Annotated in this window: 19 protein-coding genes; 18 read left to right on the top strand and 1 reads right to left on the bottom strand. The window is 43.1% G+C overall.

All coding sequences use genetic code 11. The features are described from left to right. Positions 1 to 4: 4 nt before the first annotated feature. From wcaM to ugd, 18 genes are all read left to right on the top strand, one after another. Positions 5 to 1,396 (top strand): colanic acid biosynthesis protein WcaM, encoded by a 1,392-nt coding sequence (wcaM, locus tag HV340_RS14715; protein ID WP_181216079.1) that lies wholly within the window; start codon positions 5 to 7, stop codon positions 1,394 to 1,396. A 176-nt stretch (positions 1,397 to 1,572) separates the two neighbouring features. Next, positions 1,573 to 2,469 (top strand): GalU regulator GalF, encoded by an 897-nt coding sequence (gene galF / locus HV340_RS14710; RefSeq protein ID WP_020883269.1) that lies wholly within the window; start codon positions 1,573 to 1,575, stop codon positions 2,467 to 2,469. Positions 2,470 to 2,855: 386 nt separating this feature from the next. Next, positions 2,856 to 3,854, top strand: coding sequence for a UDP-N-acetylglucosamine 4,6-dehydratase (inverting) (gene pseB, locus HV340_RS14705; protein WP_044857605.1), 999 nt, complete (start codon positions 2,856 to 2,858; stop codon positions 3,852 to 3,854). Then, complete coding sequence (gene pseC / locus HV340_RS14700) at positions 3,854 to 5,005, top strand: UDP-4-amino-4,6-dideoxy-N-acetyl-beta-L-altrosamine transaminase (RefSeq protein WP_044857606.1); 1,152 nt, start codon at positions 3,854 to 3,856, stop codon at positions 5,003 to 5,005. The genes pseB and pseC overlap by 1 nt, the downstream gene beginning before the upstream one ends. Beyond that, on the top strand, positions 5,006 to 5,716 hold the full coding sequence (pseF, locus tag HV340_RS14695; protein WP_044857607.1) for a pseudaminic acid cytidylyltransferase: 711 nt from the start codon (positions 5,006 to 5,008) through the stop codon (positions 5,714 to 5,716). Next, positions 5,694 to 7,229: a UDP-2,4-diacetamido-2,4,6-trideoxy-beta-L-altropyranose hydrolase gene (gene pseG, locus HV340_RS14690; RefSeq protein ID WP_044857608.1), complete on the top strand. Its 1,536-nt coding sequence runs from the start codon at positions 5,694 to 5,696 to the stop codon at positions 7,227 to 7,229. Before pseF ends, pseG begins: the two co-directional genes overlap by 23 nt. Further along, positions 7,226 to 8,275 carry a pseudaminic acid synthase gene (pseI, locus tag HV340_RS14685; RefSeq protein WP_044857609.1) on the top strand — a complete coding sequence of 350 codons (1,050 nt, stop codon included), beginning with the start codon at positions 7,226 to 7,228 and terminating at the stop codon, positions 8,273 to 8,275. The genes pseG and pseI overlap by 4 nt, the downstream gene beginning before the upstream one ends. 41 nt (positions 8,276 to 8,316) lie before the next feature. Beyond that, positions 8,317 to 9,582, top strand: a complete 1,266-nt coding sequence (locus HV340_RS14680) for a hypothetical protein (protein WP_044857610.1) — start codon at positions 8,317 to 8,319, stop codon at positions 9,580 to 9,582. Further along, entirely contained in the window at positions 9,557 to 10,954 is a 1,398-nt protein-coding gene (locus HV340_RS14675; protein ID WP_059305474.1) for a hypothetical protein, read from the top strand. The genes HV340_RS14680 and HV340_RS14675 overlap by 26 nt, the downstream gene beginning before the upstream one ends. Beyond that, positions 10,955 to 12,280 carry a DUF6418 domain-containing protein gene (locus HV340_RS14670; RefSeq protein ID WP_059305475.1) on the top strand — a complete coding sequence of 442 codons (1,326 nt, stop codon included), beginning with the start codon at positions 10,955 to 10,957 and terminating at the stop codon, positions 12,278 to 12,280. Beyond that, on the top strand, positions 12,273 to 13,241 hold the full coding sequence (locus tag HV340_RS14665; RefSeq protein ID WP_072255709.1) for a glycosyltransferase: 969 nt from the start codon (positions 12,273 to 12,275) through the stop codon (positions 13,239 to 13,241). The genes HV340_RS14670 and HV340_RS14665 overlap by 8 nt, the downstream gene beginning before the upstream one ends. A gap of 59 nt (positions 13,242 to 13,300) precedes the next feature. Beyond that, positions 13,301 to 14,065 carry a DUF4422 domain-containing protein gene (locus HV340_RS14660; protein WP_059305476.1) on the top strand — a complete coding sequence of 255 codons (765 nt, stop codon included), beginning with the start codon at positions 13,301 to 13,303 and terminating at the stop codon, positions 14,063 to 14,065. Continuing rightward, entirely contained in the window at positions 14,062 to 15,207 is a 1,146-nt protein-coding gene (gene glf / locus HV340_RS14655) for a UDP-galactopyranose mutase (RefSeq protein WP_059305477.1), read from the top strand. Before HV340_RS14660 ends, glf begins: the two co-directional genes overlap by 4 nt. A 14-nt stretch (positions 15,208 to 15,221) precedes the next feature. Further along, complete coding sequence (locus HV340_RS14650) at positions 15,222 to 16,658, top strand: undecaprenyl-phosphate galactose phosphotransferase WbaP (RefSeq protein WP_059305478.1); 1,437 nt, start codon at positions 15,222 to 15,224, stop codon at positions 16,656 to 16,658. 151 nt (positions 16,659 to 16,809) lie between these two features. Then, the gene (gene gndA / locus HV340_RS14645; RefSeq protein ID WP_023325612.1) at positions 16,810 to 18,216 is read left to right on the top strand and encodes an NADP-dependent phosphogluconate dehydrogenase; all 1,407 of its coding nucleotides are present in this window, start codon (positions 16,810 to 16,812) and stop codon (positions 18,214 to 18,216) included. A 91-nt stretch (positions 18,217 to 18,307) separates the two neighbouring features. After that, positions 18,308 to 19,393, top strand: coding sequence for a dTDP-glucose 4,6-dehydratase (gene rfbB / locus HV340_RS14640; RefSeq protein ID WP_059305480.1), 1,086 nt, complete (start codon positions 18,308 to 18,310; stop codon positions 19,391 to 19,393). Further along, on the top strand, positions 19,393 to 20,274 hold the full coding sequence (gene rfbA / locus HV340_RS14635; protein WP_059305481.1) for a glucose-1-phosphate thymidylyltransferase RfbA: 882 nt from the start codon (positions 19,393 to 19,395) through the stop codon (positions 20,272 to 20,274). Before rfbB ends, rfbA begins: the two co-directional genes overlap by 1 nt. Positions 20,275 to 20,511: 237 nt before the next feature. Continuing rightward, complete coding sequence (gene ugd / locus HV340_RS14630; protein ID WP_020883283.1) at positions 20,512 to 21,678, top strand: UDP-glucose 6-dehydrogenase; 1,167 nt, start codon at positions 20,512 to 20,514, stop codon at positions 21,676 to 21,678. Positions 21,679 to 21,729: 51 nt separating this feature from the next. Here the strand turns inward: ugd and HV340_RS14625 are convergent, their stop codons facing one another. After that, positions 21,730 to 22,734: an NAD-dependent epimerase gene (locus HV340_RS14625; protein ID WP_059305482.1), complete on the bottom strand. Its 1,005-nt coding sequence runs from the start codon at positions 22,732 to 22,734 to the stop codon at positions 21,730 to 21,732. Positions 22,735 to 22,910 lie beyond the last annotated feature (176 nt).

The following is a 22,910-nucleotide window of genomic DNA, read 5'->3' as shown; positions in this document are numbered from 1 at the left end:
TTGTATGCTGAAAAAGATTACCCGACGCACCTTTGTCTCTTCTTTATCCGTCCTGGCGGCTACGCCGCTGCTGTCGTCCCGCATTGCGCGGGCGGCAACCGGAAAGACGGTCTCTGTTAACCAGTACAATAACAACGACTGGATCGCCGCCTTTAAGCAGGCGTTTAACGAAGGCGACACCGTTGTTGTCCCTGCCGGGCTCACCTGTAAAAACATCAATACGGGCATTTTCATTCCTGACGGTAAAACGCTGTTGATCCGCGGTGCGTTAACGGGAAATGGTCGCGGACGCTTTGTGCTGCAGGAAGGCAGTAAAGTGATTGGTGAAGGTGACGGCCGCACGGAGAACATTACGCTGGACATTCGCGGTTCAGACTGTGTGATCAAAGGGCTGGCAATGAGCGGCTTTGGACCGGTGACGCAGATCTACATTGGCGGCAAAAAGCCTCGCGTCATGCGCAACCTGCTGATTGATAACATCAGCGTAAGCCAGGCGAACTACGCCATCCTGCGCCAGGGATTCCATAATCAGATAGATGGCGCGCGCATCACCAACAGTAAATTCAGCCATCTCCAGGGCGACGCGATTGAGTGGAACGTCGCCATTAATGACCGTAACATCCTGATCTCCGATCATGTGATTGACAACATTAACTGTACAAACGGCAAGATCAACTGGGGCATCGGCATTGGTCTCGCCGGCAGCACCTACGACAACGTTTATCCGGAAAAGCAAACCGTGAAGAACTTCGTGGTGGCAAATATCACCGGCAGCAACTGTCGTCAGTTAGTCCACGTCGAAAACGGTAAGCACTTTATTATTCGCAATATTAAGGCCAAGAATATCACTCCTGACTTCAGCAAGAAGGCGGGAATAGACAACGCCACGGTAGCCATTTATGGCTGTGATAATTTCATTATTGATAATGTCGATATGGTCAATAGTGCCGGCATGCTGATCGGCTACGGTGTAATAAAGGGCGACTATCTCTCGATACCTCAGAACTTTAAGCTGAACGACATTCGCCTGGATAATCGCCAGCTTGCGTACAAACTGCGCGGAATACAAATTTCCTCCGGCAACGCCACCTCCTTTGTGGCGATTACCAACGTTGAGATGCAGCGCGCCACCCTGGAGCTGCACAATAAGCCCCAGCATCTTTTTATGCGCAATATCAATGTGATGCAGGAAGCCGCTGTGGGCCCGGCCCTGAAGATCAATTTCGACTTGCGTAAGGACGTGCGGGGGAAATTCATGGCGAGAGACGAGACGCTGCTGTCACTGGCGAACATTAAAGCAGTGAATGAGAAAGGACAAAGTTCGGTGGATATTGACCGGGTCGATCAGCAGGTGGTGAATACCGAACGGCTGAATTTTGCGCTTCCGCACAGATAATCGACAAGCGTCAGTTTTGAGACTATTCCTGGTACGTAATTGTGATCGAATCAGATTACAACTACAGAAATTAGTGTGGTCAGGGCGTAACATTACCCGAGAATTACGGCAAATCATGCTGGCGAAAACAGGTTTAAGAGCTATAATTCGTCAACCATTTTAAGGTGGAAGATATAATGATTAATTTGAAAGCAGTCATTCCGGTAGCAGGCCTGGGCATGCATATGCTGCCAGCCACAAAAGCCATTCCAAAAGAGATGCTGCCGATCGTCGACAAGCCAATGATTCAGTACATTGTCGACGAGATTGTTGCTGCAGGGATCAAAGAAATCGTCCTGGTTACCCATTCTTCAAAGAATGCGGTAGAAAACCATTTCGACACCTCTTACGAACTCGAAGCGTTGCTTGAGCAGCGCGTAAAACGCCAGCTGCTGGCAGAAGTGCAGTCTATCTGCCCTCCTGGCGTAACCATCATGAACGTGCGTCAGGCGCAGCCGCTGGGTCTGGGCCACTCCATTCTTTGCGCGCGCCCGGTCGTGGGTGACAACCCGTTCATCGTTGTTCTGCCGGATATCATTATCGACAGCGCATCTGCCGATCCGCTGCGTTACAACCTGGCGGCAATGGTGGCGCGCTTCAACGAAACGGGCCGTAGCCAGGTGCTTGCTAAGCGCATGAAAGGCGATCTCTCCGAGTACTCTGTTATCCAGACTAAAGAAGCGCTGGAGACGGAAGGGCAGGTGAGCCGCATCGTTGAGTTTATCGAGAAACCGGATCAGCCGCAGACGCTGGATTCTGACCTGATGGCCGTTGGCCGTTATGTTCTCAACGCGGATATCTGGGCCGAGCTGGAAAAAACCGAGCCGGGTGCCTGGGACCGTATCCAGTTGACCGATGCGATTGCTGAACTGGCTAAGAAGCAGTCTGTTGATGCGATGCTGATGACCGGTGACAGCTACGACTGCGGTAAGAAACTGGGCTATATGCAGGCATTTGTGAAGTATGGCCTGCGTAACCTGAAGGAAGGTCAGAAGTTCAGAAGCCGGATTGAGAAGTTGCTGGCTAACGACTGATCCGCATTATATTGCGTGGGCCAAATGTCGATGAACGACAGCAATCCCTCATACGGACGGTAAAGTCCTGGTGAGTGGGTGCTGTCGTTTTTTTTTACAAATGATGATATATTACAGACAGTTATAGGTTGTCGTTTTGTTTCTTTACTTAACGATTTTTGCTTGTTTCTACAGTCAATTAGGACGACAATTGTCATCACATTTGCGATTGATCCGGTAAGCGATCTTTCTGGTTTTGATCGTAAAGACTCACACGTCTTGATTATTCTCAGTGCACTGGTAGCTGTAAAGCCAGGGGCGGTAGCGTGGGAAAATGCCTTTGCGGGTCTGGGTTACAATCTGTTCAATTGTAGCAACCTATATGTTGATATTTTCTGGTGAAAAACATGTTTGATAATAAAACGATTCTGGTAACTGGCGGTACAGGTTCTTTCGGTAATAAATTTGTCCGCATGACTTTGGAAAAATATAATCCTAAGAAAATTATTATTTATTCCCGAGATGAAATGAAACAGTGGGAAATGGCTAAACATTTCAAAGATGAAAGTCGTATCCGCTTCTTCATTGGTGATGTGCGTGATAAAGATCGTCTGTACCGTGCGCTGGATGGTGTTGATTACGTGGTCCATGCCGCAGCCACGAAAATCGTGCCCACAGCAGAATACAACCCATTCGAATGTGTAAAAACCAACATCAATGGCGCGATGAATGTTATTGATGCGTGTATTGATAAAGGTATCGAGCGTGTAGTTGCACTATCGACTGACAAGGCAAGTAGCCCAGCGAACCTGTATGGTGCGACTAAACTGGCCTCTGACAAGCTGTTTGTCGCCGGCAATTCTTATTCTGGTGCCACCAAAACCCGCTTTGCTGTAGTACGTTACGGTAATGTTATGGGTTCCCGCGGTTCCGTTATTCCTTTCTTCCTGTCCATTAAAGACAAGGGCGAACTGCCAATCACTGATGACCGTATGACCCGCTTTATGATCACACTGGAGCAGGGCGTTGAGCTGGTGTGGCATGCCTTTAATGATATGGAAGGCGGTGAGATCTACGTTAAGAAAATCCCTTCAATGAAAGTGACGGATGTCGCAACAGCCGTTGCGCCAGATGCTGCTCAGAAAGTGATTGGTATTCGTCCTGGTGAAAAATTGCATGAGCAGATGATCAGCGCTGAAGATGCTCACTACACCTATGAGTATCCTGAACACTTCAAAATCCTGCCTGCAATCCATAACTGGTGCGATTCTCCAGAACGAATTAAAGATGGCAAGCGCGTTCCAGAAGGCTTCGTTTACGAAAGTGATAGCAATGCAGAATGGATGAGCATTGAAGAGCTGCGTCAATGGATTGATGATAATCGTGAAAAAGTAGGCAATATTTAATGAAATTTATCCCCTATGGACGGCAGGATATCTCTGATGAAGATATCAATGCAGTAGTAGGCGTACTGAAGTCTGATTTCTTGACTCAGGGGCCATGTGTTCCACAGTTCGAGCAGGCCATCGCTGATTACGTCGGCGTTAAACACGCTGTTGCGGTAAACAGTGCGACATCTGCACTTCATATTGCATGCCTGGCACTGGGGCTGGAAAAAGGTGACTGGCTTTGGACATCGCCTAACACCTTCGTAGCTTCGGCAAACTGTGGGCTCTATTGCGATGCAAATGTAAGCTTTGTGGATATTGATCCGCAGACTTACAACATGAGCGTTGCAGCGCTAGAAACCAAACTCATTGCGGCGAAAGTTGAAGGCAAATTACCCAAAATCGTTGTACCAGTGGCGTTTGCTGGACAGTCATGCGATATGGAAGCGATTCATCAGCTTTCGAAAGAGTATGGTTTTGCCATTATTGAAGATGCATCCCATGCTATCGGCGGCAACTACCAGGGGGCCAAAATTGGTAACTCCCGTTTTGCTGATATCACCATTCTGAGTTTCCACCCTGTTAAGATCATCACCACGGCGGAAGGCGGTATGGCGCTGACGAACAATGATGCACTGGCTGAAAGCATGCAGCTTTTCCGCAGCCACGGCATTACGCGTGACGGCGATAAAATGACCAAAGCGTCTGAAGGTGGTTGGTACTACCAGCAGATTGACCTTGGTTTGAACTACCGCATGACCGAACTGCAGGCAGCACTGGGTGTTGCCCAGCTTAAGCGTATCGACGAATTTGTGGCGCGTCGCCATGAAATCGCAAAACGTTATCATACTGCGTTTGGGGGCATTCCCGTATCTACACCTCTGCAATCAGAGAGTGGTTACAGTGCATTACATCTTTACCCGTTAACGGTAAAAGATCCTGCAATGCGCAAGCCATTGTTTGATCACCTGCGTGACAAAGGTATTGGTGTTAACGTTCACTATATCCCCGTTCATACTCAACCTTATTATGAGCAGTTAGGGCATAAAGCAGGAGATTACCCGGTCGCGGAGGAATATTACGCGCGTGCGATTAGCATCCCTATGTACTCCACCTTAACTGATGAAGAGCAGGATTACGTCATCCAGTGCATTCGGGAGTTCTTTTAAATGAACGTGGCAATCATTCCTGCGCGTGGTGGCAGTAAGCGTATTCCACGCAAAAATATTAAAGAATTTTGTGGGAAACCAATGATTGCCTGGTCCATTGAAGCCGCTCAAAAGAGCGGCGTCTTTGATCGAATCATTGTCTCTACCGATGATAAAGAGATAGCTGAGGTTGCGCGTGAATATGGTGCGGAAGTGCCATTTATGCGTCCGGAAGAGCTTTCTAATGACTTTGCTGGCACTATTCCTGTTATTCGCCATGCAACTGATTGGCTCATTAGTCACGGTTGTGAGTTAGATTTTGTATGCTGTATTTATGCTACTGCGCCTTTTATTCGTGCGGAGGATATTGTTCTTGGATTAGCAACGCTCGGTGAACAGCAAGGCGATTATGCGTTTACGGTTACAAGATTCCCTTATCCTATCCAACGGGCCCTTAAAGTCAGCAACAAACAGCGCATAAGCATGTTTTCACCAGAAATGTTCCATGTTCGCTCCCAAGATCTTGAAGAGTCTTGGCACGATGCTGGTCAATTTTATTGGGGCACAGCATTAGCTTGGTTGAACGAAAAACCGATTTTTAGTGCAGACTCTTATTCCATTGAACTTCCGCGTGAACGTGTCCAGGATATTGATACTCCAGAAGACTGGCGTATAGCAGAGTGGATGTTTAAAACCATGGAGTTTAAAAATGAACGTGTTTCTGCGGGCTGACTCATCGCTTTCGATCGGTTCTGGCCACATCATCCGTTGTCTAAATCTTGCGAGGGGCTTAGAAAAAGCAGGGGCACGGTGCTGTTTCATTTCAAAAGACCATCCTGGTAATATTCTGGAAAAAATAAAACAGGAAAAATTTCCTGTCAAAGTTATTACAGTTTCAAACGAGTCGAGTACTTACATTAGGGATGAAAAATCTTGGCTTAATGGAAATCCGGCTGATGATGCTGAGAAATTTATCGATTTAATTATAAAAGACTGTTTTTATCCAGACATTATTATTGTCGATCACTACTCCCTTGATCACGAATGGGAAGCGATAGTGAAAGCCCGCTTTCCTGAAGCACATTTAGTGGTAATCGATGATCTCTGCAACCGGCCGCATTGTAGTGATTTACTGATTGATCAAACCTATAAGCGCAGCGCAAAAGAATATGCCCAGTTTAATAAAAAAGAAGGTAAAATTTTGACTGGAGCGAAATATGCATTGCTAAATCCTGCGTTTTCGAAATTAAGAAATCAATCAATTGCTCGTAAAACGGATATTATCGTACCGAAAAAACTATTGTTAACCATGGGCGGGGTAGACGCTCATAATGTTGCTGGCAAAGTGCTGGAGTTTTTAGAGCAGTCATTTTTTGAAAACCTAGAAAAAATTACTGTCGTATTAGGCGCTGCCTGTCCGCACCGTGCCGAAATTATTTCCCTTGCTAATAAATCGAAATATGACGTCGATGTTCTCGTTAATGTGTCAAATATGGCAGAACTGATGATGGAACACGATTTCGCAATCGGCGCTATGGGGGGAACGACCTGGGAAAGATGTGCCATGGGATTACCTGCGATAAACGTAGCCATCGCGGATAATCAAAAAACCATTGCAAACAACCTGGCTAACGCTGGTGCGATTGTACTCTATGCTGATAATTTTAACGCAGTAGATCTCAACGTCGCACTCAATGATTTGCTCGCGCATTATCACGAGCAGCGGCTCCTTGCTATGAACATATGTGATGGACAAGGGCTTTACAGGGATATTCAGGAAATAGTTATTATGCCAGCTAAAGATGGCAATAATGTTACTCTTCGTCTGGCAACATCCGACGATATTGATTTTGTCTATCAACTGCAATGTGAACCGCAAACGCGTAAGTACGCGCGTAACCCTGAAATTCCCGCATATGAGAGTCACGTTGAATGGATGAAGCGGAAATTAAATGCCGATGATTCGTTCTTTTATATCATTGAAAATAATGGATCATGTGGTGTCATTCGATTAGACCCTGTTGAGCATTCCATTGCAAAATATGAAATATCGATTTTCCTGACATCTGCATGTCAAGGTAAAGGCGTTGCGAGTGCATCAATCAAACGCGTTTTAATGCTGCATGAGGGTATTGTGTTACTTGCAACGGTATTACCAGAAAATTATACATCACATCAGTTATTTGAGCGTCTTGGATTTTACAAATTATCACCCAGCGAATATATCAGCGAGAAAAATCAATGAGCGAATTTATTTCAATTGATGGTCGTAAAATTGGTAAAGATCATCCTCCTTATATTATTGCTGAACTTTCGGCGAACCATAATGGCGACATCAACCGTGCATTTAAGATTATGGAAGAAGCGAAAGCTGCAGGTGCGGATGCCATAAAATTACAAACATACCGTGCTGATACCATCACCATTGATTGTGATACTGAAGATTTTCAGATTCATGGTGGCTTGTGGGATGGGCAAACGCTTTTTAATTTATATAAAGGGGCACAAATGCCATGGGAATGGCATAAGCCACTGTTCGAGAAAGCTAAAGAACTGGGCATAACAATTTTCAGCAGTCCATTTGATTTTACCGCCGTCGATCTGCTCGAGAATTTGGGCGCGCCTGCATATAAAATAGCCTCCTTTGAAGCCATCGATCTGCCGCTCATAAAGTATGTCGCAAAAACAGGTAAGCCGATGATCATTTCAACGGGTATGGCTAACGAGCAGGAGATTCAGGAAGCTATTACGGCTGCACGTGAAGGTGGTTGTAAAGAACTTATCGTTTTACATTGCGTAAGTGGTTACCCGGCACCAGCTGAAGATTATAATTTGGCGACTATTCCTGATATGGCTGAGCGTTTTGGGGTCATTACCGGATTATCCGATCATACAATTGATAATACGACTGCAGTCGCTTCAGTTGTGCTCGGCGCTAACGTCATTGAAAAACACGTTACGCTGGATCGAAATGGTGGGGGGCCAGATGACAGTTTCTCGCTTGAACCCGCTGAGTTAATTGCCTTATGTAGGGACGCAAAAACAGCGTGGAAAGCGTTAGGCCATGTAAATTATGAGCGCAAAGAAAGTGAAAAAGGAAATGTTAAGTTCCGTCGTTCACTCTATATTGTTAATGATGTTAAAAAGGGTGAAAAGCTAACGGCTGAAAATGTCAAAAGCATTCGCCCTGGTTATGGACTTGCTCCTAAAAATTATCATGAAGTAATTGGTAAAGTTGCTACACGGAATCTTGTTAAAGGCACTCCACTTCAGAAAGAACATTTTAATTAAAATATTAGCCAGGGACGGCTAAGAGTTCTTAGGATAGTGTAATGTTGCTAAAAATAAAAGTTCCAACATATTTATTTGATTTGTCATTAAGAATAGCTGCGCTTGGTGGCAAATTTTTGTTAATGATGGCTATCGCAAGATTCTTAACAGTTAAAGACGTTGGTAATTATGGTTTGTATGTTAGTATAATAGTCATGTCACTTTATTTTGTTGGTTTGGATTTCTATATTTTTTCAACTAGAGAAATATTAGATCCTAAAGTAACGAAAAAGACAGGAGAAATACTTTTTAATCAGGTTGTTTTCTTTCTTTTTAGTTATTTACTGCTTGCTGTTGTTTGGCCGGGATTATTAACATTATCAGCAATCACAGGGGTCGGTGGATTGCTATTTGTCTTAACGATCACGGAACATCTGTCACAAGAGTGTTATCGTTTATTAATTATTAAAGAAAAAATTACGATTGCAAACTTTATATTGTTCATTCGCTCAGGTGTATGGTGTTATTTATGTGTGCCATTATTGTATTTCCATTTTATTAACTTAGAACAAATATTTTATATATGGCTAGTTTCTTCAGCAATATCTGTAGTTGTAGGTGTAATCTTTATTGTTAGATTCGAATCGATTTCAATTTCTGATTTCAAGTTTAATATCGAATGGTTAAAACGAGGGATCAAAACTTCATTCCTTTTTTTTCTCGGGACGCTGTGTCTTCGAGTAATTAACTACATAGATAAAGTTATTGCAGTTCATTTTATTTCATCACCAAAATTAGGTGTATATGTATTCTTTTTTGGGGTAGCAGCTGCCGTTCAAGCAGTTATTGATGTATTGGTCGTGACAAGATACTATCCTTCACTCGTTAAAGCAATTCAAGTTAATAATGTAGTGGAAACAAAAAAAACTTTTGTAACATTCAAAAAGAAAATTCTCTTTTATAATTTTGGGCTTTTCATGCTGTCCATTCCAGCCTGTTATATAATGATTAAGTTGACAGGTAAAGTTGAATATACAAATCATTTTATGTGGTATATTTTAATAGTTATTGCAACATCTTTTTTAAATATGTCATTGCCTTATCACTATGTTTTATACTCCAAGAAGAAAGACACTTCAATTATTTGTATCAATGCGATCGCATTGCTATTATTTATAATTATTTCCTTCTCCGGTGTAAAAGTACTACCTGATAGTGGTATGCTTGCGATATTAATAGCCTTGATTGGTTCTAATTTATTTATCTTAATGGTTAAATATATTATATTTGTGAAGGAGTTCAATGGTGAAGGGCATCATCTTAATTAATAATGCAATATTCTCTCCGGTGTTTAAAAGATTAGCGATAGAATTAATAAATAGAAATGTCGATGTTACCATAATTACCGATAGTTATTTTTCCATAAGAAAGTATAAGCTTCATGAAGTTAAATGTGAAATCATTTGTTTCGAAGAATATACTGAAATAGATAAAGATACTGTATTGCTGAGTCAGTATGATAAGTGGAATATATATTCTGATTATGACCGTGATAACTATTACCACTCTGTTTATTCTGCTGGCAGCAATTTTTGGGGGCACGTTTCTAAGAACTTATATTCTTTTTTTGAAAATATTTTCAGCAGACAAAAGTTTGATTTTATTTTTTATGAAAATGTTTCAAACGGATTGGCATATACTGCAAATCAAGTTGCTGAAAAATACGGTGTTAAATATTTAGGTTTAACAGCGAGTCGTTTGCCTGGCAAGTCTTTATTTTCATCTTTGGACGACAGCTTATCTCAAGCAATATTTAATATGATTGATACAATGCCTGAACTCAGTGAAGAGAAGCGTGTAGAAATTAGTAAATATATTGCTAATATTCAGTATATCCAACCTGATTATATGAAAAATAACGGCCTCTCATCCGTTAATTTTATGAGCAAAATTTTAAAGAAACGGGACCTTACTTTTATAAGCGAAACTATAAGGCAAACCATTGTCGGCAAGAATGTTTTGTTCCAGGTGGGAAACCCATTACTGAAAAGTTTTCACATGAATTCCAGAGAGGTGAAACGTTGGTTTTGCGTGAAAAAGATAAAAAATTTATTCAATGAAGATCTTACATCGCAACCCTTTTATCTGTATCCATTGCATTACCATCCAGAATCATCTACATCTATTCTTGCTAAATTTTATGATGAGTATAACCTTATTCGTAATTTAGCTTTTAGTCTACCGCATGGAACGTTTTTGGTGGTAAAAGATCATATATCAGCAACAGGATATGAAGGGTTTGAGTTCTATAAAAAAATCCTGAAGCTTCCAAACGTTAAACTTGCTAATCCGAAACTGAACTCTAAAGAATTGATAAAAGAAGCATTAGGTGTATTCACATTAACCAGTACGGTGGGTTATGAAGCCGTATTAATGAATAAACCAGTTGTCGTTTTTGGTGACGTATTTTACATGAGACACCCTCTGGTGCATCAATGTAAAGGCTACGGTGATATCTTAAATGCTATTCAACATATTGAGCAGAACCAGTCTGCGGATTATAACGAATACAACATTAGATTTGTCGGTGCTTATGACTCTCTTTGTTTTCCGCTAACTATAAATTATACGAATTCTCCAGGGGCTGAATTTGTTGATAAGGTTAGCTCTCAAATAATTCGCACATTAAAGGACCACTAAATGCTAATGTTGTGGTGCTGGATATCTCTTTTCTTAATAAGCTATATCTTACATGGTTCGGATATATTTAACCTAGTCATCGTACTGGGCTATATGGCTGTGCTTTTTTTCTTTTTAATTAAAAAAGAAGATTTTTTTATTATTAGCAGCTTTTTTTTGTGGTCAGTATTAACAACAGCAATAAGTGGCTTGATTCTTGAAACAAGTGTGTTTTTACCTGAACTCGGAGAAATATCTACGCTAAATGGGGCAACAGCTATAAATGTTAGCTTGGCGACAATAACCTTTTTGATAGCCTCTAATTTCTTTGTTTTCATGAACGAACGCATAGTAGTTAATTTAAATACTTCATATGTTGTCAATTCTATTATAGAAAAAATATATCCAGTCTTTGTGCTTTTTGCTACCTTAGTTGTGATATTTTTCTTTATTAAGTTTGGTAGACCAAACGACTACGGTCAGGATAGGTTTTATTACTGGAATAATGTTGCTCCTTCTTGGGGCAATCTTGTACGATTGTTTGTGGAGCAATCAGTATTTATTCTTGGTTGTATATATGCCAAAGCTAAAAGTAAATTTATTCTTGGAGTGTTCCTTCTTGGCATTATCTCGCAAGTTCTTGTTGGAGAAAAATTCACGGGAATTTTCCAGATGCTACTTTTTTTTAGCGTATGTTTCCTTATTGCCTCGAACAAAAAAATTAGCAAGAAATTATTTTCATTGAAAAATATATTATTATTCTCAGTTCTGGGGGGGGCTTTTGTTGCTTTAGTTTGGACTAGCTATTTCTCTCTTTCAGGCGATAGTTCGCTCGCATTTGAATCCCTGAAAACACGTATTGCTGCTCAAAGCCAACTTTGGTGGTCTCTGACAAATACTGCGAACTCTGCGGAAATTGATATGTCGAATATTTTTGGTAACTTTTTTGGCATCGGAGTTCAGCCTGAAAATACAGGAATGTCATATCTGATGGGGTTAGTTATGCCTCAACAATTATTCAATGTTTATCAAGAGGCGGGAATTGCTTTGACTATGGCATTCCCTGCGAATATCTTGCTATTCTTTGGACCAGTTTTGTCACTACTGGTATGCGCAATATTGGCCTTTTTCCTGTCATTGGCATTTTGGTTTACAGCATATACTTTAAGGAATAAAGACTATATATTGCTGTTTATAGCAATGAAAGTGTTTAACATTGCTATTCAGTTCATATTAATGGGCAGAGTATATCTTTTGTTTGAATGGAAAATTATTCTTTTACTGCTGCCTTTAGTATTCGCCTTGGTTGCTCATTCAAAAAACAGGGTTTATAGAACCAATGTCTGATGTTTCTTTTATCATACCTGTCTATAATGTATCTGCTTATCTTAGAGACTTTTTTTCACCTTTTAGATCATGCACATTATCTTGTGAAATAATTTTCATTGACGATGGTTCTACTGATTCCTCAGCTGAGATACTTCAGCAGTTTGCAGTAGCTGACCAAAGAGTGATAGTTTTACATAAAGAGAATGGTGGAGTATCAACTGCAAGGAATTATGGTATTAGCCATGCTACTGGTAAATTTATTTCATGTCTAGACCCAGATGATTTACTATCACCAGTTTTTTTTAAATATTTGGAAGAATCAATTAAGAAATTCAATGATGTTGATACAATTATTTACAACTATGAGAAATTCCATGATGGCAAGAAACCTAAAAATTCAAATCACGACTTTAATCACTCTTTATTAGAATCTGTGCCGAAAAAAAATCTCTCTGCAATGCATAATTACCCCTGGATTAGAGTTGTGCGGCGAGATTTTTATAATAATAATCTTTTTCCAGAGGGTATAATCTATGAGGATTCGGTAACAATACCTTTGCTGAATGCCAAGGCTGTAAACGTTTTAAAAATTAATGAGGTTCTTTACTATTACCGCGTAAGAAAAGATTCATTGACGAATTTTAATGTTTTACAAAATATGGAATTGGTTTCTGCGCTTTCACTTCTTGAAGAAAGGGTTAATGAATTCAAACAATATCGACCCAATCTTTATTCTTGCGTTGCTCATTTGTCAAGAAGTGCTTTGATTACTTTATATAAAATATCTGAAATTAATAAGTCGTCCCATATATTAAGGGAAAGTCAAAGGATAATTTATACAAAATTCAATCGTTATCCCCTTTCCACAATATTGCAATGCGATGCTAGCTGCCCAGATAAAATTTGCTTTGCACTATTAAAAATGAATAAGATCGGTTTTTTCTGTTTCAAGATACTATACAAATTTATTAGTAAATAAATTGGTAAAACGACAAGTTGTTGTGTCGTGCCTGATAGTGATTATGTCAAAGGTAATAAATGAAAGTATTTGTGGTGTCTCATAAGCCTTATGAATTTCCAACTACTCAAGAATATGTACCTCTTAAAGTTGGCATGTTGAGTGATGGAATTTCTTCGAATTACGAGCAAGATTGTGCTGGCGACAACATCGCCCATCTAAATTCGTTCTTCTGCGAACTCACCGCAGCGTACTGGATTTGGAAGAACTCTCAGGAAGATATTGTAGGGCTCGCGCACTACCGTCGATATTTTGCCTCCTCTGCTAGTAATCTGATGGTTAAGGGTAAGCGCATTGCCTCACCTAAAGAGATGATGAATCTTCTGGAAAACGCTGATATCCTGGTTGCTAAACCACGTAACTATTATATCACGACCATTAGAAGCCATTATGTTCACGCTCATCATGAATCGGACTACACTCTACTGCGAGATGAAGTTGCGCGGCAGCAACCTGATTATCTCACAGATTTTGACCACGTTATGGGTGGCACTAAGATCAGCTTGTACAATATGTTCGTCTGTAAAAAATCTCTCATAGATCAATATTTTTCTTGGCTCTTCCCACTGTTATTCGCGCTTGAACAAAAAATTGATTATAAGAATTATGATGCGTACCAAAAACGCGTATTTGGTTTTATGGCAGAAAGACTTTTCAATGTATGGCTTCATCATCAGCGCGGTCGGCTGATCATCAAATATATGCCAGTAGTCAATATTGATGGTGAGAACTTGCTTCTGAAGGGTATTGGATTATTAAAAAGACATTTTTGGGGAACAAAATGACAGTTGCTATTGTTGGTGCAGGAATCTCTGGGGCTGTTATTGCCAGGCTGTTAGCAGAGCAAGGAACATCATCCGTTGTTTTTGATAAGCGTTCTCATATTGCAGGTAATTGCCATTCTGAACGTGATCCGCAGACTAATGTTATGTTACATGTGTACGGACCCCATATCTTCCATACGGATGATAAAGAAGTCTGGGATTTCGTAAATGATTATTCAGAATTTATGCCTTATACAAACCGCGTAAAGGCTATCTACAAAGGCAACGTCTATCTGTTGCCTGTTAATCTTCACACGATTAACCAGTTTTTCAATAAAACGCTGCGCCCTGATGAAGCTCGCGCCTTCATCGAATCTAAAGCAGATAAATCTATTGTCGAACCACAGAACTTCGAAGAGCAGGCAATCAGCATGATTGGTCGTGAGCTTTATGAAGCGTTTTTCCGGGGTTATACGCGTAAGCAATGGGGCGTTGAACCGACAGAATTGCCGGCAAGTATTTTGAAACGTCTCCCGTTACGATTTAACTACAATGATAATTACTTCAACCACAAGTATCAGGGCATGCCTAAAGAAGGCTATACCGATATGGTTGCAAAGATTCTCGATCATGAGTTGATCGAAGTGAGAACAGATACTGAGTTTTCTGCGGATGAAGGTGATGCCTTCCAGCATGTATTTTGGTCAGGTGCGCTTGATGGTTACTTTAACTTTAGCGAAGGGCGTCTCGGGTATCGTACGCTAGATTTCGAAAAGTTTTCTGCTGAAGGCGACTATCAAGGGACGGCTGTTATCAATTATTGTGAGGAAGACGTCCCTTACACTCGAATCACCGAACATAAGCATTTTTCTCCTTGGGAATCACACGAAAATACGACGTGCTACCGCGAGTTCAGCCGTTTGTGTACTGAAAAAGACGTCCCTTATTACCCAATTCGTATGGTAAAGGAAAAAGAGTTACTTAACCGCTACCTGGATAAAGCACAGGCGCTCAAAAACACTACCTTTGTTGGTCGCCTTGGCACATATCGCTATTTGGATATGGACGTTACTATCCGCGAAGCCATTGACGTCGCCAAAAAATATCTCGAATGCCAAAAAAATCAGGAGCCAATGCCTGTATTTAATATAAATCCTCGCTAATCTCAGGTGTTGTCATGGATACGGATAATTTTTTGAATAAATATAACCCGTTGCTATGTAAGATTTTTCTGGCAGCCTCGGATTTTATTTTTTTTAATATCTCACTTGCGCTTTCCATAGGTTGTGTATACTGGATCTTTAACGATCTGTATCGGTTTATACCGGATAATCAGTTGGAGATGCGTATCATCTCTCATGTCGTTTTGAGCGTGATCTGCGTGGGATGGTTCTGGATTCGGTTACGTCATTATTCTTATCGCAAACCATTTTGGTTTGAGTTGAAGGAAATCATCCGAACAATCGTTATTTTTGCCGTATTTGATCTGGCCCTTGTGGCCTTTTCTAAATGGCAATTTTCTCGGTATGTGTGGGTCTTTTGCTGGACCTTCGCGTTAATCTTGCTTCCATTTTTCAGAGCAATGACCAAACAGCTTCTGAATCGACTTGGTATTTGGAAGAAAAAAACTGTCATCATAGGAAGCGGAAGTAATGCTGTTGAGGCTTATTTCGCCTTACAAAGTGAAGAGATGTTAGGCTTTGATGTCGTTGCATTTTATGATGAAGAGTCTTCAGAAACGATGCTTCAGGGGCTCCCTGTTCTGCATAATCCCAATATTCTTTGGGAAATGAAGAAAACCGGGGATATCCATTTCATTGTTGCCTTTGAAATGGAAAATAGTGATAAAACGATGAACTGGCTACGTGAATTGTCTAAAAAAGACTGTCGTTCCGTAACGGTTATTCCTTCGCTACGCGGCTTACCGCTTTATAACACCGATATGTCATTCATCTTCAGCCACGAAGTAATGCTGTTACGGATACATAATAATCTTGCAAAGCGAACCTCGCGCTTCCTAAAGCGCACTTTCGATATTGTTTGTTCCTTACTTATCATCCTCATATCGTCGCCACTGCTTATTTATCTCTGGTACAAAGTCACTCGCGACGGTGGACCAGCAATCTATGGGCATATGCGCGTTGGAAGGCATGGCAAACTTTTCCCCTGCTATAAATTCCGCTCTATGGTGATGAATTCACAGGAAGTATTGCAGCAACTTCTTGATTCTGACTCTAAGGCTCGTGAAGAATGGGAACGCGATTTTAAACTCAAAAATGATCCTCGAATCACGCCCGTAGGTCGCTTTATTCGTAAGACCAGTCTTGATGAACTTCCTCAGTTATTTAATGTACTAAAAGGACAGATGAGTCTGGTTGGCCCGAGACCAATCATCTCGGAAGAGTTGCCTCGCTATGATGATAATGTGGACTATTATCTGATGGCAAAACCTGGGATGACGGGGCTGTGGCAGGTAAGCGGGCGTAATGACGTTGATTATGACACGCGCGTTTACTTTGATTCCTGGTATGTTAAAAACTGGTCGCTGTGGAATGACATTGCCATTCTCTTTAAAACTGTAAAGGTAGTTCTCCACCGCGATGGCGCATATTAATGCAGCACAGACTGCTATTTAATGCCCTTTAAGTTGAGTCTGAAGAGCACATCTATTGCTACCTTCTCGCCTTAAACCTGAGTTAACATGTTATTCACTTTACCCGCCGCTATCTTTACGGCGGGGTATCCACACCTGACAGGAGTATGTAATGTCCAAACAACAGATCGGCGTTGTCGGTATGGCAGTGATGGGGCGCAACCTGGCGCTCAACATCGAAAGCCGTGGTTATACCGTCTCCGTTTTCAACCGCTCCCGTGATAAGACTGAAGAAGTGATTGCCGAGAACCCGGGCAAGAAACTGGTTCCGTTCTATACGGTGAAAGAGTTTGTTGAGTCTCTGGAAACGCCTCGTCGTATCCTGTTAATGGTGAAAGCGGGCGCAGGTACCGATGCTGCTATCGACTCTCTGAAACCTTACCTCGAAAAAGGCGACATCATCATTGATGGCGGTAACACCTTCTTCCAGGACACTATTCGTCGTAACCGTGAGCTTTCTGCTGAAGGTTTCAACTTCATCGGTACCGGTGTTTCCGGTGGTGAAGAGGGCGCACTGAAAGGCCCATCTATCATGCCTGGTGGTCAGAAAGAGGCATACGAACTGGTTGCGCCAATCTTGACCAAAATCGCTGCTGTTGCGGAAGATGGCGAGCCGTGTGTGACCTATATTGGTCCAGACGGTGCAGGCCATTACGTGAAGATGGTTCACAATGGCATCGAATACGGCGACATGCAGCTCATCGCAGAAGCTTACTCCCTGCTGAAAGGCGGCCTGAACCTCTCTAACGAAGAGCTGGCTGAAACCTTTACCGAGTGGAACAAAGGCGAACTGAACAGCTACCTGATTGACATCACCAAAGATATCTTCACCAAGAAAGATGAAGAGGGTAAATACCTGGTTGATGTGATCCTGGATGAAGCAGCGAACAAAGGCACCGGTAAATGGACCAGCCAGAGCTCTCTGGATCTGGGTGAACCGCTGTCTCTGATCACCGAATCCGTCTTTGCGCGTTATATCTCTTCTCTGAAAGAGCAGCGTGTTGCGGCATCCAAAGTGCTGTCTGGCCCACAGGCTAAACCAGCCGGTGACAAAGCTGAATTCGTCGAGAAAGTTCGCCGCGCTCTGTACCTGGGCAAAATCGTCTCCTACGCGCAGGGCTTCTCTCAGCTGCGTGCCGCGTCAGACGAGAACAACTGGGATCTGAACTACGGCGAAATCGCGAAGATCTTCCGCGCAGGTTGCATCATTCGTGCACAATTTCTGCAGAAAATCACCGATGCTTATGCGGAAAACGCGGGTATTGCTAACCTTCTGCTGGCGCCCTACTTCAAGAAGATTGCCGACGAATACCAGCAGGCGCTGCGCGATGTGGTTGCTTATGCCGTTCAGAACGGTATTCCAGTACCAACCTTCTCCGCAGCAGTGGCGTACTACGACAGCTACCGCGCTGCCGTTCTGCCTGCGAACCTGATTCAGGCGCAGCGCGACTATTTTGGCGCGCATACCTACAAGCGCACTGATAAAGAAGGCGTGTTCCACACAGAATGGTTGGATTAATCTGATTCTGCCATTCCATAAAGCCCGGTAGCGATACCGGGCTTTTTTATCTTGTAAAATCCACTCAACTCACTTTAACGGAATAGACTGCGTGAAAATTCTAGTTACTGGCGGTGCCGGGTTTATTGGCTCCGCGGTTATACGACATATTATTAGCAATACTCAGGATAGCGTTGTTAACGTTGATAAATTAACCTATGCCGGTAACCTGGAATCCTTGCGTGAAGTAAGTGATAGTGAACGTTACGTTTTTGAGCATGCTGATATATGCGATAAAAATGCCATAGAACGTATATTTGCCACTCATCAGCCTGACGCGGTGATGCATTTGGCGGCTGAAAGCCATGTTGACCGTTCTATTACTGGACCGGCTGAATTCATTGAAACCAATATTGTTGGCACCTATGTTTTGTTAGAGGTCAGCCGTTCTTACTGGTCGTCACTGAACGGAGCAGCAAGATCTGCATTTCGTTTTCATCACATTTCAACTGATGAAGTCTATGGTGATTTGCCTCATCCGGACGAATATCATGAAGCTACTCCGTTGCCACTCTTTACTGAAAAAACGGCATATGCACCAAGTAGCCCTTACTCAGCATCAAAAGCTTCCAGCGATCATTTAGTGCGCGCGTGGATACGTACCTACGGCCTGCCGGGAATTGTGACAAACTGTTCCAATAACTATGGGCCTTACCATTTTCCGGAAAAACTCATTCCACTTGTCATCCTGAATGCTCTGGAAAGTAAACCCTTACCCATTTACGGTAAGGGCGATCAGATCCGCGACTGGTTATACGTGGAAGATCATGCGCGTGCACTTTATACCGTTCTGACAACGGGTGTCGTGGGGCAAACGTATAATATTGGAGGGTACAACGAGAAGAAAAATATCGAGGTTGTACACACCATATGCGATCTGCTGGATGAAATCGTGCCCAAGGAACGATCCTATCGGGAACAAATTACTTATGTTACTGACCGTCCAGGGCACGACCGCCGTTACGCGATCGACGCTCACAAAATCAGTGCCGAACTGGGCTGGAAACCGCTTGAAACCTTTGAAAGTGGTATTCGCAAAACCGTTGAGTGGTATTTGAACAATCAGAAATGGGTTTCTAATGTTAAAAGTGGCGCCTATAAAAGCTGGATTGATCAGAATTATGGGGAACGTAAGTAATGATTAAGCGTAAAGGTATCATTTTAGCTGGCGGATCTGGCACACGTCTTTACCCCGTCACGATGGCGGTAAGTAAACAATTGTTGCCGATTTACGATAAGCCGATGATCTATTATCCGCTATCAACACTGATGCTTGCTGGCATTAGGGACATCCTTATTATCAGCACGCCACAGGATACGCCGCGTTTTGAGCAACTGCTGGGTGATGGTAGCCAGTGGGGGCTGCGTCTGCAGTATAAAGTGCAACCGAGCCCCGACGGGCTTGCTCAGGCCTTTATCCTTGGCGAAGAGTTTATCGGAAACGACAACTGTGCACTGGTGTTAGGGGATAACATTTTCTATGGACATGACCTTCCGCGACTGCTTGAAGGGGCTGCAAGTCAGGAAGAAGGGGCGACCGTTTTTGCCTATCATGTCAGCGATCCGGAGCGTTATGGTGTTGTTGAATTTGACAAAGAAGGGACCGTAATTGGTCTTGAGGAGAAACCTCAACAACCCAAAAGTAATTACGCCATAACCGGTCTTTATTTTTATGACAATGATGTCATTGAGATGGCTAAAAGTTTGAGCCCATCGGATAGGGGTGAATTGGAAATCACCGATATCAACCGTCTTTATATGCAAGAGGGCAGATTGTCTGTCGCAATGATGAGACGAGGATACGCCTGGCTGGACACCGGAACACACCAAAGTATGATTGAGGCGAGTAATTTTATCGCAACGATAGAGGAGCGACAGGGACTAAAGGTTTCTTGCCCAGAGGAAATCGCTTTTCGTAGGGGATTTATTAATGCGGAACAACTTCTGCTGCTTGCAGAGCCACTTAAAAAGACGGGATATGGTCAATATCTGCTTAACCTTACCAAGGGATTAGTCTGATTTGAGTCAGTCCGCTATTTATCCATTTTATGGGCCTATAAGCGTTAAGTGCCCCACTATTGCTGGAAACCCGGTACTTCATGCTCTGTTGTGATAACGATATCTGTGGAGTCAACGTATTCTTCAGCCGGGCATGCACCTTGACAGTGAATTAGCATTAGCGATAAAAAACCACCAGTTATTCATTGTGGTGACCCTTAGATGTCACCAGAAACTCATACTGAAGAAGCCAAACGAATGAAAATAACCATTTCCGGAACAGGCTATGTTGGCCTTTCAAACGGTATCTTGATTGCGCAGAACCATGAAGTGGTTGCGCTGGACATCGTACAGTCCAAAGTGGATATGCTGAATCAGAAGAAATCGCCGATTGTAGACAAAGAAATCCAGGATTACCTTTCGAACAAACCGCTGAATTTCCGTGCAACGACCGATAAAGAAGATGCTTATCGTGATGCGGACTTTGTCATCATTGCGACCCCAACAGACTACGATCCAAAAACCAACTATTTCAACACTTCGACGGTTGAAGCCGTGATCAAAGACGTTATCGCGATTAATCCGAATGCAGTGATGATCATTAAGTCGACCATTCCGGTCGGTTTCACTAAATCAATCAAAGAAGAGTTGGGTATTGATAATGTCTTCTTCTCGCCAGAGTTTCTGCGCGAGGGCAGGGCGTTATACGATAACCTGCACCCATCCCGTATCGTGATCGGTGAGCGCTCTGAGCGTGCGGAGCGTTTTGCTGCTCTCCTTCAGGAAGGCGCAATCAAGAAAGATATCCCGGTGCTGTTTACCGATTCCACCGAAGCCGAAGCGATCAAGCTGTTCGCGAATACCTACCTGGCAATGCGCGTGGCTTACTTCAACGAGCTGGACAGCTATGCCGAGAGTCTGGGCCTGAACACCCGTCAGATCATCGAAGGCGTGTGCCTCGACCCGCGTATCGGTAACCATTACAACAACCCGTCGTTTGGCTATGGCGGCTACTGCCTGCCAAAAGATACCAAACAGCTGCTGGCGAACTATCAGGCTGTGCCAAACAATTTGATTTCAGCGATTGTTGATGCAAACCGTACGCGTAAAGACTTCATTTCCGATTCCATTCTCGCGCGTCAGCCGAAAGTGGTGGGTGTATATCGCCTGATCATGAAGAGCGGTTCTGATAACTTCCGCGCCTCTTCCATTCAGGGGATCATGAAGCGTATTAAGGCCAAAGGCGTTCAGGTGATTATTTATGAGCCAGCGATGCAGGAAGATGAATTCTTCCATTCCCGTGTGATTCGTGACCTGGATGCATTCAAACAGGAAGCGGATGTGATTATCTCTAACCGTATGGCGGAAGAACTGGCCGACGTGGCGGATAAAGTCTATACCCGCGATCTGTTCGGAAGCGATTGATTACTCTTAACGCACGTAAAAAACCCGGCCATGTTGCCGGGTTTTTTATTTTCAGACCTTGTAGAAAGCGCGATACCAGTCGACAAAGTTCTTCACCCCGTCTTTGACCGACGTCTGTGGTTTAAAACCAATCACCTTATATAATGCCTTCGTATCGGCGCTGGTTTCCAGCACGTCACCCGGTTGAATCGGCATCATGTTTTTCTCTGCTTCTTTGCCGAGAGCTTCTTCCAGCGCCGTAATGTAATCCATAAGCTCGACCGGAGAGCTGTTACCAATGTTGTAAACGCGATAAGGCGCGGAGCTGGTCGCCGGGGAACCGGTCTCGACGGTCCAGTCTGCATCGGCCTGAGGAATAACATCCTGCAGACGGATAATGGCTTCGGCGATGTCATCAATATAGGTGAAGTCACGCTTCATCTTACCGTAGTTGTAGACATCAATGCTTTTGCCTTCAATCATCGCTTTGGTGAACTTAAACAGCGCCATATCCGGACGACCCCACGGACCGTACACGGTAAAGAAACGCAGGCCCGTCGTGGGCAGGTTGTACAGGTGGGAATAGGTATGCGACATCAGTTCATTGGCTTTTTTGGTCGCGGCATAAAGTGAGACAGGGTGATCGACCGAATCGTCAGTCGAAAAAGGCATCTTGCGATTCAGACCGTAAACGGAGCTGGAAGACGCATACAGAAGATGTTGTACCTTGTGATGGCGACAGCCTTCCAGCACGTTGAGATGCCCTACCAGGTTGGCATCTGCATAGGCGTGAGGGTTTTCAAGCGAGTAGCGTACACCTGCCTGTGCGGCTAGGTGGATGACGCGATCAAATTTCTCACGGGCGAACAGTGTGGCCATGCCTTCACGGTCGGCCAGGTCCAGCTTGTGGAAGGCGAAATTATCAGATGTCAGCAGATCCAGACGTGCCAGCTTAAGATTGACATCATAGTAGTCATTCAGGTTATCAATACCGACGACCTGATGACCGGCATCCAGGAGTCGTTTGCTGACATTTGCACCGATAAAGCCTGCTGCACCCGTTACCAGAAATTTCATACCTTCCCTCATAAATATGTGTTCTTACTGATGCCATCACGCATCACATTGCGTCTATCATAGCGCGGCGGATGCCAGTTACATAACCCATCTTTCCGATTTAACTCATCGGATTCTTATAGAAAAATTCATAGCAACAGATACACTATGTGAACATGTTTATTTTTGCCCTTTAT

This window comes from Enterobacter sp. RHBSTW-00975 (assembly GCF_013615235.1).
Taxonomy (GTDB): domain Bacteria; phylum Pseudomonadota; class Gammaproteobacteria; order Enterobacterales; family Enterobacteriaceae; genus Enterobacter; species Enterobacter ludwigii.
The sequence above is the reverse complement of the archived record's forward strand: the minus strand, read 5'-3'. Positions and strand labels throughout refer to the sequence as shown.